Here is a 12698-nt window from a genome sequence, read left to right as displayed (position 1 = left end):
ACCTCGATTATCCTCGTGGATGGAACGTTGCATGCATTTGCTGCAAGCGCTCTTTTGCTACTTGTGTATAAATTTGTGTTGTTGACAGATCGCTATGCCCTAGCAACATTTGCAGTACCCTCAAGTCAGCGCCATGATTAAGCAAGTGAGTAGCAAACGCATGACGCAGTGTATGAGGCGACAAATGGCTATTGATCTGGGCCTGTTCGGCATAGGTTCGGATCCGATACCAAAAAGCTTGCCGCGTTAACAACGTCCCTCGCTGAGTAATAAACACCCAACCCGACTGACGCTCGCTGAGGACTGGACGACCCGACTTCATATACCGCGATAGCCATTCGATAGCTTCCTCACCCAACGGCACTAACCGTTCTTTATCACCTTTACCGACAACGCGCACCAAGCCTTGTGCCAATGAGACTTGGTCATATTGTAACCGGACCAATTCCGTTACTCGCAAACCGGTTGCGTACAATACTTCGAGCATCGCTCTATCGCGCAAACCAATGGGCGTATCGACATCAGGTGCATCTAATAGGGACAACACATCGGATTCAGTCAGTGAGTGAGGTACTGCGGGGCTCATTTTAGGACGTTTAAGCTTAGCGATCGGATCGGTGACAAACCAGCCTGACTTTAGGGCGTATGGCGTCAGCTTTTTCATAGCACTCAAAAATCGTGATGTACTCCGCGGTGACAGACCCTGAGAGCGACGCCAAAACAAATAATCTTGCACGACCGTAGATGTTACCTGATGAAGACCCAACCTGTGTTGTGCCAAAAACTCGCAAAACTTCTTTAAGTCACTGCGGTAAGCTGCTTGCGTATTCTCACTCACACCGTGAGCAAGCCATAAATGCTCAACAAATTGCTCAATACGCTCTGCATCTTGTGGATGAATTTTCATGCCCATTCTTGTACTGACAACTGGAAAGATGTCAGCTTACATGAGAGGTTGCTGATCTTCTATACCCATTGACTGCAAAACATCGTACAAACGAGATGGGTTGGAGCGTCGCTGCGGCTGTTGCTTGACGAGCTTGCTACGTTGACGACGCTGTCTCGTTTGCCAATCCAAGTTTGCAATGAGTTCCAATGGCAGACGATTGGGCGACGCGTCTAAGACAAGAGGTTGCGGATTCAAGGCATCAACAAGGCGCTGCTGGGTCAGCTCAGAAGCATCGTTATAAACGCCAGCCGGCAATTTATAATGACCGCCAGCATCCAGTGGGCGTGGTCGTGCAGCACCAATCCTTCGTTGCCAGTTTGGCTCGGGTGGTGTCATCCCTTCAACGGCAGGCCTATCACTCAGCGCCGATACCCAGTAAGCAAAAGTCGCGGCAAAACCGTCATTGATTGCTTCGTTGGCAAACGACTCTGCTGTTTTAACAAAGGAATCCAATTGTGGTTCTCGTACCACTTGCATTGCTAACTCCGCTGACTGACATATCAGTCATATCGGCAAAGTACGAGAAACAATGAGTTTTTTTAGTTTACCCTTTACAACAGAGTTCAGGTTGCTATCATACGCGCTCTTCTGATGGAGGGGTTCCCGAGCGGTCAAAGGGATCAGACTGTAAATCTGACGGCTCAGCCTTCGCAGGTTCGAATCCTGCCCCCTCCACCACTTCTTCTTATTAAGCGTTCATATCCAATACTATTTTTCCAAACGTTCGATTTTCGCGCATGTAGTCCATCGCTTCATTCACATCCGTTGCTGGCACCACTTGATCAATCATTGGCATAACGCGACGCGCATTGAATGCGTCTCCAAATTCCGCCCACAATTCACTCAAAATGGCTCCCTTGCGTTCAGCGGAGAGTGCTCGGAGCGTTGAGCCGATGATACGTTGTCGCTTGATTAGCATTCGTCCAAAGTCGACCTGGCCCTCACGTCCCCCCATTAAACCGATTAGCACGATGCGACCTTCGGTATTTAAAAAGTGTTGGTCTCGGGCAATAGAGTCACCGCCGATGGGATTCAATATCACGTCAACACCTTCTTTCTCTATAGCGTTCCAGTCTCGCTCATGATGTCGATTTATCGACAAACTCGCGCCCAGCTTTTGACAAAAAGTTTGCTTTTCGTCAGTTCCTACCACCGCGACCGTACTAATTCCTTTCTCTTTGCATAATTGAAGCAGGGATGTGCCAACTCCTCCCGCTGCCGCATGCACCAGCACTCGGTCTGACGGTTTAACACGCGCCAATTGAAAGACATTGAGATATGCGGTCGCGAAAGTTTCCAACCAACCTGCTCCTTGCGCTTTCGACCACCCTTGAGGTAGCGGGAGTACTTGTTGTTGATCAACAATGACGTGCTGAGCATAGCCCCCAGCGGCAAGCAAAGCGCAGACATCGTCCCCCACTACAAAAGTATCCACTTGATCGCCAACAGCGACAATCTGACCACAACACTCGAGCCCGGGAATGTCTGACGCTCCCGGCGGAGGTGGATAGGCTCCTGCGACCTGCATTAGGTCAGCGCGATTGATACCCGCATGGCTAATTTCAATTTTTACTTGGTGAGCACTGAGTTCCTTTGATAGCTCCGCTTCATTCCACTCAATTTGCCCTTCTTTAATGGATGCTACTCTCATAATTTACTTATTTCCCTTTAAATTGCGCGTTAAACCGAGTAGAGACTTAACATAATTTATGTTTGACAGTATGCTGTCATTAATTCTTCTATTAGTGTCTACGGTATGAGCGAAGTACTGGATTTATCGGAAAAACGTGTCCTAATCATTGAGGATCAAAAAGCCTTTCAAGTCATGTTGAAGGGGCTTTTGATTAATCTCGGTGCAAAAGAAGTCGACGCTAAACGAACCGGTGAAGCGGGCATTGCAGCCTATGCACGCCGGCCCTACGACATTATGTTGGTCGACTACAATTTAGGCCGAGGAAAAAACGGTCGCCAAGTGCTCGAGGAGTTACGGCAGCGCGGTATGCTTAAGCCTGAAACGCTATTTTTTATCATCACTGGCGACAACACGCGACCGATGGTACTCAGTGCACTTGAGCTTCAGCCCGACGACTACCTGACAAAGCCGTTTTCACACCGCGTTCTACATGCGCGTTTATTAAGAGCTTATAAACGCAGAATGTGGCTAAGAGATGTATTCAAAACATTATTTAATAAAGACTATCAGCAGTGTATTACCGCTTGTCAAAAACATATCGACGCACAAAGTCGCTATGCCAACTACTGTCAAAAATTACAAATTGAACTGTTTAATAAAACAGGTCAACTTGAGGCCGCTGATGCCGCGATTGCCCGTTTATTGGAAGAAGGTGGTCAGAGTTGGGCAAGTTTAAAGCTGGCTGAAACGCGTTTACTTCAGCAACGTCCTGATGATGCTCTCGAACTGTTAAATATTGTTATTAAAAAAATGCCGAATGCGATTGAAGCGCACGATCTGAGAACGCGCTGTCACCTCAGCAAGGCGGCGCTCGATGATGCCCTCGATAGTGCCCGCATGGCCATTTCTATGGCGCCGTTCTCGATCGAGCGGCAGACCCTACTAGCACGCATCGCACGTGATTCAGAGAATTACGAAATAGCCAAGCAAGCGATGAACAATGTACTGCAAATCGCCCGTACTTCGGTTCATCGTAACGTGCAACATCTGTGTAATTACCTACGTTCCATCTTAGATGCCGCCGAGCATGCGGAAACGCGCCAGCAAGTAGCGAAATATCAAACTGAAGCGACCATGGAATTGCAGCGTGCGCGCTACGATGAAAACCTCGTTTATTCAGATATCGCTTTCGAAACGATCGAGTCCGTATTACTGTCACGCATCGACGCTTTCAACGGACGCTTACGCGAAGCTCAAGACAGACTTAACCAAATTTTTGGTGTTGATTTAGCAGCAGGCCACTCGTTGCCTGAGGAAGTAAGCTTCGATATCGTCGCTATTTTGATGGATTTAGGTGAATTTGAAAAAGCGGATGACATTATGAAGCAGTATCAACAGCTGTTCTCTGTTGATGAATACACTGACCGTCTGTTAAAAGATCGAGTAAAACGATCTGAACAACGTCGCAGTCAATTCCGACAGCTACATGAACGCGGCATCAAAGAATATGAAGAGCGCTTTTATAAGGAAGCACTCAACAGTTTCCGAGAAGCACTAAAAGTAGCTCCTCTCAACAGCGGCGCCGCTCTTAACTTTATACAGGCTGCTGTTCGATATTGTGCCGAAGCAAACTCGAATAAAGAAATTGGCTTCTTGAAAAAAGAATGCCTCTCGTGTTTACGTACGCTACAAGGTTTAACGTTAACCGATTCACATGCCGCTCGTTACGAGCAGCTGATTAAACAAACTGCTCGTTTTAACCTTAGCTAAGCCTCGGTCAGCCTTCCCTGTTGGTAATCACGAATAGCTTGCTCTATCTCCTGTGTCGTATTCATGACAAAGGGACCATATTGGCTGATAGGTTCACCTATTGCATCTCCCAACAACAACATAACGCCGGAGCCTTGCTCCCCATGAATAATACTGGTGTTCAATGGGCCGTCGAAGACCACAAGCTCGCCTCGTTCAACTTGCTCACCGTCAAGCGTAATCGAGCCTTGATACACATATAGCAATTGCGTTGTGTAGGCCATGATATCCAGTTTTTCGCTGCTGGCTTCAGAAAAACGTAAGTCAGCAACTAAAAAACGCTGTTCAGGTAAATTTACCGGTCCTTCTTGCTCGCCATAACGACCCGCGATCAATCGCAACATACTTTGCTGAAGATGAACTTCTGGAATGACATCTGCTTTGTAGTCGAACCATTCGGGCGCATCCATCTTAAATTTGGCAGGTAGGTTTATCCATAATTGAAACCCCCACATAAGACCTTCTGTTTGCTTGGGCATTTCAGCATGGATAATTCCTCGAGCCGCTTTCATCCACTGCACACCTCCCGCTCCAACAAGCCCTTTGTTGCCGACCGAGTCTTCATGAGCCATTTCACCCGCCAGCATATAAGTTAACGTACAAAAACCACGGTGAGGGTGTGGTGGAAAACCAGCAATATAATCATCGGGATCGTCTGAGCGAAATTCGTCCAGCATTAAAAACGGGTCCTGATGTTTAAAGCCAGGCTGATTGATAATGCGAGATAGCTTAACACCCGCTCCGTCTTGCGCCGCTATCCCCTTAACGCGTTTTAATACACCCATGACCCACTCCTTAGAATGATAACTCAGGACCCACTGGTATAATCTGAGTGGGATTAATCGTTTTATGGCTGCCATAATAATGGCGCTTAATATGATCCATTACCACCGTTTCTGAAACGCCCGGGTAGTGAAACAAACGGCTCAAATAGTCACGCATCCGTGGATAATCACTGATGCGGTATTTATTAGCTTTGAAGTGGCCAAAATAGACGGCATCAAAACGTACTAGCGTGGTAAACAATCGCCAATCTGCTTCGGTGAGTTGGTCGCCGACTAAGTAATCACGTCCGTCTAGGCGCTCTTCAACCCATTCTAAGGCGTCAAATAACGCTTTGAATGCCTCTTCATACGCACGCTGTTCGGTCGCAAAGCCACATTTATAAACACCGTTATTTATACCGTGATAAACGCGTTCATTGACTTCATCAATTTCCTGTTGCAGATGGTCGGGATAAAAATCGAGCTCATTTCCGGTTAAATCATTAAACGCGGAGTTAAAGATACGTATGATCTCTGCCGACTCATTATTTACGATAGTTTCCTGTTGCTTATCCCATAACACAGGCACAGTGACACGGCCGGAGTAGTTCGGATCAGCTTTCAGATATAATTGGTACAGAAAGTCCGACTGATAGAGCGGATCGTTAAGCGGAGCAGCTGAAAACTCCCACCCATTTTCTAGCATCAAAGGATGAACAACTGAGACATCAATATGTTGCTCAAGTCCTTTAAGTTTTCTAAAAATTAGAGCTCTATGAGCCCAAGGGCATGCGTAGGATACAAACAGATGATAGCGACCCGACTCTGGCAAGAAAGGGCCCCCCTGCTCGATACTGTTACGAAACTGTGACTCACTTCTAACGAAACGTCCGCCATGCTTTTTGGTGTCGTACCACTTATCATGCCACTCGCCATCAACTAACAAACCCATTATTGATCTCCTATTTATCAACTACAGTGATAATAGAACATATTTTTTAGGATTATTAGCGCAGATTTTCCGTGATTACATTCGATTTTCTAGAAGATCTGAAATCACATTCGCCGCCACATCGCTCGCTGACTGATCGAGTTGTTGATGGATACGGTCAAACTCGGCGACTAGCGCTTGGTTGTTTTCATCGATTAACTGTTCCATGTGTGCGACGATCCGTTCAACCGTTGCATCACTTTGCGCCAACTCTGGAACGATAGCCCGATTCGCAAGTAGGTTGGGTAAAGAGAAGAAAGGCGCATGAAAAAGCCGTTTAATAATTTGATAAGAAAGCCAAGCAAAACGATAAGCAACGACCATCGGACGCTTGATTAATAACGCCTCTAGCGCCACCGTTCCTGATGTGAGCAGTAGGTAATCGCACGCCCCCATTACTTCTCTACTATGTCCGAGACACACTTCGACATCGGTCTGCATGTCATTATCTTCTAGCAGAGCAGTAAACTCATCCGCACGCGCCTGATTGACCATTGGAGCAATAAACTTTAACTCGGGATGGGTCTTTTTTAGTGCCTTACAGACCTGTAAAAATGTCGGCGCCATACGCGCTAACTCGCCTTTGCGACTCCCCGGTAGTAAGCCCACATATTGACCTAACTCGGGGTACCCCAGTTGTCGTCTTGCGGCGGCTTTATTCGTTTCTCGGGGAATAGCATCAGCCAACGGATGTCCAACAAAGGTCGCGGACAATCCATGCTCATCATAGAACTGCTTTTCAAACGGAAGCAGGCACAACACGTGATCAACAGCCTTTTTAATCCCTTTAATCCGACCTTCTCGCCACGCCCAAACCGATGGACTGACATAATGAACGGTTTTAATACCTACGTCTTTGAGTCTTTTTTCAATCGTAAGGTTAAAATCTGGGGAATCAATTCCAATAAAAATATCTGGCTGTTGCTGACGTAAAAACGTGACGAGTTGCTTACGATGCTTTAATAACTTAGGTAAGTGCCGAAGGACTTCAGCCACGCCCATGATAGATAGGTCCTCCATGGGAAAAAAAGAGCGAAGCCCCTCACTTTCCATAAGAGGCCCCCCAACACCCACGAATTCAATATTTGCATAGCGTGATTTTAACGCCGCCATGAGGCCCGCACCCAAAATATCTCCTGAGTGCTCACCTGCGACCAAAGCAACTTTCACGGACATCACTGGTTTATCCATTAGGGGCGAATAATGCCTCTTTGAGAGCGCTTAACGAATTCAATAAACTCGTCGAGTTTCGGCTCTTCAAGTGCACTAATTTGCTCTAACGCCTCGTCTACCGTTAAACTCGAGCGATATAACAATTTATAAGCGCGACGAATATTACGGATTTCATGCTCACTAAATTGCCGGCGCTTTAATCCCTCTGAATTAATTGTACGAGGACGCGCATTATGTCCTTGTGCCATAATAAAGGGTGGAATATCTTGTACAACGATTGAGTTAACGGCTGCAAACGCGTGCGAGCCAATATGGCAAAACTGGTGTACCCCTGTTAAGCCACCCAGAATGACTTGATCGCCAACGTGAACGTGACCTGCTAACGTCACTAAATTGGCAAAAATGTTGTCATTACCAATGATGCAGTCGTGCGCCACATGGACATACGCCATAAACAGGTTTCGATCACCAATACGGGTGATACCCTCATCTTGAACTGTGCCACGATGAATTGTCACTGATTCTCGGATAACGTTATCGTCGCCAATCACTAGTTGTGTCGGCTCGCCAGCGTATTTTTTATCTTGGCAGTCCTCACCCACGCTGGCAAACTGATAAATCGTATTTCGTGCACCAATTTTCGTAGGGCCTTTAATCACCACATGCGATCGAATGTCGCAATCATCACCTATTTCTACGTCAGGACCAATGAATGTCCACGGCCCGACAGAGACATTAGCGCCGAGTTTAGCAGACGAATCTATAATTGCCGTTTCGTGGATCACTAGACTTCCCTTCTCGCGCAAATGATGTCTGCACACGCGGCCAATTCACCTTCAACTTCAGCGCGGCCTGAAAACTTCCAAATACCACGACGCTCTTTTTCAAACGTTACGTGAAAGTGAATCGTATCGCCGGGAATAACTTGCCGTTTAAAACGCGCATTATCGATACCAGCAAACAAGTATAAATCGTTTGCAGTCGATTTTTGCTCAGTGATGCGGAATCCTAGCAGTCCCGCTGCTTGCGCTAAGCCTTCAAGTAATAAGACCCCTGGAAAAATTGGATTACCCGGAAAATGGCCGTTAAACATCGGCTCATTGAAACTCACATTTTTAATTGCATGAATCTCTTTCTCGCAATCACAAGAAATTACACGATCAATCAATAAAAATGGATAGCGGTGTGGCAGTAAGTCGAGTACACCTTGAATATCAAATCCAGAGTCAGTGGCTTTCAACATCCTCTCCCTTTACTTAATTTTTTGCAGTTCTTGCTCGATACCTTTTACACGTTTGAAAAGGTCATCTAACTGACGATAACGCGCCCCGTTTCTGCGCCACTCGCGATGACTGGCTGCGGGGATACCCGAAGCATAAACGCCAGGTTCATTGATTTCTTTAATGACCATGGCAAAACCCATAATTTGCACATCATCACAAATACTGATGTGACCATTAATGGCTGATGCACCGCCGATCATACAACGTTTACCAATACGACAGCTTCCCGCCAATACGGTACAACCCGCGATGGCCGTATTTTCATCAATAAATACGTTGTGTGCAATTTGGCACTGGTTGTCAATAATACAGCCGTTACTTATCACTGTATCGTCTAACGCGCCTCTATCGACTGTGGTACTTGCCCCAATTTCTACATCGTTGCCGATGATCACACGGCCAATTTGAGGTATTTTTAGCCATTGACCATTTTCAGGTGCCCAACCAAATCCGTCTGCGCCAATCACTGCCCCCGAATGGACATTACATTGAGCGCCGATAACACAACGGTGGTAAATGTGCACACCTGACCAAATTCGAGTATTTTCCCCGATACTCACTTCAGGTCCGATGTGAGCATGCGACCCTATCGCCACATTATCACCAATCACTGCGCCCGCCTCAATCACAACGTACTCGCCTAAAGCAACATTGCTACCAAGCTTAGCTGTGGGATGTACGCGCGCAGTCTCGGCGACGCCCTCGGCTGGTGCCGGGGTAGTATCGAGGCGTTGAGCAATTTTGGCAAAAGCGGCATAGGGATTGTTGACTACGATGGCATTTATCGCAGGCGTGTCTTCTACATCTTTCGGTGAGAGTATAACTGCGCCCGCATGACTTGATTCAAGCTGGCTTTTGTAGCGACTGTTGGCCAAAAAAGCTATTTGCGTCGCAGACGCAGACTGCAACGTTCCTATGCCAGTAACAACAAGGTTCGCGTCGCCGCGAACCTCACCATCAACATACTCTGCTAACTGCTTTAAAGAGTATTCTGTCATTGATTAGTTACCTGAATTGCCGCTCATACGCTCAACAACTTTTGAAGACAAATCATTATCAGACTTCATGAACGCAACTGCGTTACTTTGCAATACCAAATCATAATCACCGGCTTCAGCAACGGCATTAATGGCATTCTGTACCTTGCCTAATAACTCATCCCGCTCTTCCGCTTGACGACGACGCGTATCTTCTTGTAACGCCTTGCTTTTTAACTGTGCCTCAGCAACGAGTTGCTCGAGTTCACGATTCAATTGCGTCTTTTCTTCCGCAGACATGACAGATGCGTCACGTTCTTGCTTCTGACGAAGCTCTTGGATTTTTTGCTCTAACTGACGCATTTCTTCAAAACGGTCCTGAAACTCAGTTTGCAATTGCTGTGAGATTTGCTCACGTTGTGGCAATTGTTGAAACACTTGCATCATGTCAACAACGCCAATTTTCTGTTGTGCGCTCGCCGCACCCGCAAACATTGCACTAGAAACAGCCAGCGCTGCAACGGTTGTTTTCACTAACTTTTTCAAAATTAACTCCTCAAAAAATTTGTTGTTCTTTTATTGCGAACCTATCGCCTTGAACGGTCTACATCGATACTTTATCAGAATGTCGTACCGATGTTGAACGAGAATATCTGAGTTTCGTCGCCTTCCACTTCTTTAAGCGCTCTACCTAGAGAGAAAGTGAGCGGTCCCATCGGCGAAATCCATTGCACAGATACACCGGCTGAAACACGGAAGTCACCTGGATCGCTGTAGTCGCTGAGTGGCTGACTCTGACCTATTAAATCTAAGCCTTTATACTTCTCATAGTCAAACTCAGTATCCCAAACGGTACCGACATCAACGAAAATACTTGTACGCACAGTGTTACGCATACTTTCATCAATAAACGGCGTTGGCACAATAAGTTCAACCCCTCCCACAACTTTGGCATTACCACCAACGGCATAACGACTCACGGTGATGGATTCAGCATCTGAACCTGCCGGATAACCGCCCGGCAAACCTGTCCAGTCTGGCGGCGTTGCGACTTGATCCGCATAACTATAAATAGCACGAGGACCTACCGTATTCGGCTCAAAGCCTCGCAAGTCGCCCTGTCCACCAACGCGGAAAGATTCCCAGAACGGCAGTAAGTAATCGTTGCCGGCGTCATCGGCACCATAACCATTACCATAACCGAGATTAAAACGTGTCAATAATGTCCATTGTTGATCATCAGATAATGGCCAATAATATTTAAAGTCATAGCCCACCCGGAAATATTGAATATCACTAAAGGGCGCAGACACTTCAAAAGATGCACGTTGAGATGAACCTGATGTAGGGAATGTACCGCGGTTAAGGGTGACTCGAGACCAGCCAACATTGAAGTCGTAGATATCAAAGCCAACGCCTGAATCAGGGCTCTCAGGGTTTAAAAACGCTTGATAAAACTTACGTATTTGCTCGTAACCATCGACGTTCGTCACCTCTTGGCGCTTGTAGCCAACACCAAAACTAAAGCTGTTGATTTCGTCAACCGGGAAACCAATCGTACTACCGACACCATAGGTGCGCTGATTGTACCGAATTAAGTTTTCTGCTCGTCCCGCATCGAATTCACTTAAAAACACCTGGCCCGACAAAGACACACCGTTGGTAGTAAAGTAAGGGTCGGTATACGAAACGCTGAAGTTCTTCTGGAAACGACTGGTCGATACATTGATACCTGCGCGATTACCCGTACCCAAAAAGTTACTTTGCTGAATACCGGCGTTGAGTTGCAGGCCTGAATAGTCACCGTAACCAATACCCGCCGTAAATGAACCTGAAGGTTGCTCTTTTACCTTATACGTGACATCCACTTGATCAGGTTGTCCTTCCACTTTTTCCGTCGAAGTCTCAACCGTTTCGAAAAAGCCGAGTCGCTCTAGGCGCACTTTACCTTGCTCGACCTTGTTATCTGATAGCCATGCACCTTCAAGCTGACGCATTTCACGACGCAAGACTTGGTCTTCGGTCGTTGAATTACCCTCAAACGCAATGCGACGAACGTAAACGCGATTACCTGGATTGACTGAGAACGTCAGTTTAACGGTTTTGTCTTCGTCATTACGCTCAGGAATCGCCTTTACTTCTGGGTAGGCATACCCATAGCCACCGAAGAAACGACCAACGAGGTCTTCAATATAAGTGACTTGAGCCGCATTATATAGCGTCCCCTCTTTAATCGTAGTTAAGCGATTAACGATGTCCTCATGACCTTTCAAATCACCAATTACATCAGTTTCGCTTACGTAATATTTCTCGCCCTCATTCACATTGACCGTGATGTAGACACCCGACTTATCAGGCGTGACAGAAACCTGTACCGATTCAACTTGGAACTGAAGATAGCCGCGATCGCGATAATAAGATTCGAGTGTTTCTAAGTCGCCACTTAATTGCTCTTTCTGGTAGCGTTTTTCGCCGATGATATTCCACCACGGTAATTTATCGCGCAACTCAAAAGTATCTAAAAGCAGTTCGTCTGGAAATGCCTTGTTACCGACAATGTTGATTTGTGCAATTTCAGCGGCATCGCCTTCTTCAAAGTTCATGCGAAGCTCGACACGATTACGCGGTAATTCAACCACCTCAAGGTCAACCTGAGCGTTATACTTACCGACACTTTGATAAAAGTCTTCTAACCCTTTCTCGATACCTGAGATCGTCGTTCGATCAAGCGGCTCTCCTTGAATAATGTTGTTATCTTGGAGGCTCTGCTCTAACTGCTCGTCCTTAATATCATTATTACCCTCGAAGGTAATTTCAGCAATTGTTGGACGCTCACTGACACGGAAAATCAACGTGTCATTGTCACGTACTGCTTCGATGTAATCGAAGTGAGTAGACGAATAGAGTGATTTGATCGCACTGCGAATTTGCAGCTCTGACACTTCATCACCCACTCGAACAGGAATATATGTCAACGCAGCACCGAGTGCCACACGTTGTAAACCTTTAACTTCGATATCTTGGACAACAAATTCATCTTGTGCTTGCGCTGCGGGCGAAACAGCCGCCGCAACCATGGCACTCACTAACAGCTTTTTAAACGTCATTATAACTAGCTA

General features: G+C 46.5%; 12 protein-coding genes and 1 tRNA gene. 2 read left to right on the top strand and 11 right to left on the bottom strand.

Going from position 1 to position 12698, the window contains the following annotated elements; all coding sequences use genetic code 11:
- Positions 1-7: 7 nt before the first annotated feature.
- Both xerD and AWU56_RS03670 read right to left on the bottom strand, forming a co-directional pair.
- The gene (xerD, locus tag AWU56_RS03675) at positions 8-913 is read right to left on the bottom strand and encodes a site-specific tyrosine recombinase XerD (protein WP_416361495.1); all 906 of its coding nucleotides are present in this window, start codon (positions 911-913) and stop codon (positions 8-10) included.
- A gap of 30 nt (positions 914-943) precedes the next feature.
- Entirely contained in the window at positions 944-1426 is a 483-nt protein-coding gene (locus AWU56_RS03670) for a VC2046/SO_2500 family protein (protein WP_006956091.1), read from the bottom strand.
- A gap of 116 nt (positions 1427-1542) precedes the next feature.
- Between AWU56_RS03670 and AWU56_RS03665 the strand changes: the two genes are divergently transcribed.
- Positions 1543-1627, top strand: a tRNA-Tyr gene (locus tag AWU56_RS03665).
- A 10-nt stretch (positions 1628-1637) separates the two neighbouring features.
- On the opposite strand, the gene AWU56_RS03660 is transcribed toward AWU56_RS03665, so the two are convergent.
- Entirely contained in the window at positions 1638-2600 is a 963-nt protein-coding gene (locus tag AWU56_RS03660) for an NAD(P)H-quinone oxidoreductase (RefSeq protein ID WP_286681782.1), read from the bottom strand.
- Between the two features lie 105 nt (positions 2601-2705).
- Between AWU56_RS03660 and AWU56_RS03655 the strand changes: the two genes are divergently transcribed.
- Positions 2706-4352, top strand: coding sequence for a response regulator (locus AWU56_RS03655; RefSeq protein ID WP_006956093.1), 1647 nt, complete (start codon positions 2706-2708; stop codon positions 4350-4352).
- Here the strand turns inward: AWU56_RS03655 and AWU56_RS03650 are convergent.
- From AWU56_RS03650 to bamA, 8 genes are all read right to left on the bottom strand, one after another.
- On the bottom strand, positions 4349-5176 hold the full coding sequence (locus AWU56_RS03650) for a pirin family protein (protein WP_006956094.1): 828 nt from the start codon (positions 5174-5176) through the stop codon (positions 4349-4351). The genes AWU56_RS03655 and AWU56_RS03650 overlap by 4 nt on opposite strands.
- Before the next feature lie 10 nt (positions 5177-5186).
- On the bottom strand, positions 5187-6107 hold the full coding sequence (locus AWU56_RS03645) for a glutathione S-transferase family protein (protein ID WP_272977449.1): 921 nt from the start codon (positions 6105-6107) through the stop codon (positions 5187-5189).
- A gap of 75 nt (positions 6108-6182) precedes the next feature.
- Complete coding sequence (lpxB, locus tag AWU56_RS03640; RefSeq protein WP_272977450.1) at positions 6183-7337, bottom strand: lipid-A-disaccharide synthase; 1155 nt, start codon at positions 7335-7337, stop codon at positions 6183-6185.
- The gene (gene lpxA / locus AWU56_RS03635) at positions 7337-8104 is read right to left on the bottom strand and encodes an acyl-ACP--UDP-N-acetylglucosamine O-acyltransferase (RefSeq protein WP_006956097.1); all 768 of its coding nucleotides are present in this window, start codon (positions 8102-8104) and stop codon (positions 7337-7339) included. Before lpxA ends, lpxB begins: the two co-directional genes overlap by 1 nt.
- Positions 8104-8562 (bottom strand): 3-hydroxyacyl-ACP dehydratase FabZ, encoded by a 459-nt coding sequence (fabZ, locus tag AWU56_RS03630; RefSeq protein ID WP_006956098.1) that lies wholly within the window; start codon positions 8560-8562, stop codon positions 8104-8106. Before fabZ ends, lpxA begins: the two co-directional genes overlap by 1 nt.
- 9 nt (positions 8563-8571) lie before the next feature.
- The gene (gene lpxD, locus AWU56_RS03625; RefSeq protein ID WP_272977451.1) at positions 8572-9600 is read right to left on the bottom strand and encodes a UDP-3-O-(3-hydroxymyristoyl)glucosamine N-acyltransferase; all 1029 of its coding nucleotides are present in this window, start codon (positions 9598-9600) and stop codon (positions 8572-8574) included.
- A 3-nt stretch (positions 9601-9603) separates the two neighbouring features.
- Positions 9604-10125 (bottom strand): OmpH/Skp family outer membrane protein, encoded by a 522-nt coding sequence (locus AWU56_RS03620; protein ID WP_272977452.1) that lies wholly within the window; start codon positions 10123-10125, stop codon positions 9604-9606.
- A gap of 74 nt (positions 10126-10199) precedes the next feature.
- Complete coding sequence (bamA, locus tag AWU56_RS03615) at positions 10200-12686, bottom strand: outer membrane protein assembly factor BamA (RefSeq protein WP_286681781.1); 2487 nt, start codon at positions 12684-12686, stop codon at positions 10200-10202.
- Between the last annotated feature and the right edge of the window lie 12 nt (positions 12687-12698).

This window comes from Idiomarina sp. T82-3, from assembly GCF_001577655.1.
Lineage (GTDB): Bacteria > Pseudomonadota > Gammaproteobacteria > Enterobacterales > Alteromonadaceae > Idiomarina > Idiomarina baltica.
Note: the sequence above shows the minus strand (reverse complement) of the source record. Positions and strands in the feature narration are given on the sequence as shown.

Excerpts from the sequence above, each read along its gene's own strand:
- AWU56_RS03650 (WP_006956094.1), bottom strand. The coding sequence starts at position 5,176 with ATGGGTGTATTAAAACGCGTTAAGGGGATAGCGGCGCAAGACGGAGCG.
- AWU56_RS03670 (WP_006956091.1), bottom strand. The coding sequence starts at position 1,426 with ATGCAAGTGGTACGAGAACCACAATTGGATTCCTTTGTTAAAACAGCA.
- AWU56_RS03660 (WP_286681782.1), bottom strand. The coding sequence starts at position 2,600 with ATGAGAGTAGCATCCATTAAAGAAGGGCAAATTGAGTGGAATGAAGCG.
- AWU56_RS03655 (WP_006956093.1), top strand. The coding sequence starts at position 2,706 with ATGAGCGAAGTACTGGATTTATCGGAAAAACGTGTCCTAATCATTGAG.
- lpxD (WP_272977451.1), bottom strand. The coding sequence starts at position 9,600 with ATGACAGAATACTCTTTAAAGCAGTTAGCAGAGTATGTTGATGGTGAG.
- AWU56_RS03645 (WP_272977449.1), bottom strand. The coding sequence starts at position 6,107 with ATGGGTTTGTTAGTTGATGGCGAGTGGCATGATAAGTGGTACGACACC.
- bamA (WP_286681781.1), bottom strand. The coding sequence starts at position 12,686 with ATGACGTTTAAAAAGCTGTTAGTGAGTGCCATGGTTGCGGCGGCTGTT.
- fabZ (WP_006956098.1), bottom strand. The coding sequence starts at position 8,562 with ATGTTGAAAGCCACTGACTCTGGATTTGATATTCAAGGTGTACTCGAC.
- lpxB (WP_272977450.1), bottom strand. The coding sequence starts at position 7,337 with ATGGATAAACCAGTGATGTCCGTGAAAGTTGCTTTGGTCGCAGGTGAG.
- xerD (WP_416361495.1), bottom strand. The coding sequence starts at position 913 with ATGGGCATGAAAATTCATCCACAAGATGCAGAGCGTATTGAGCAATTT.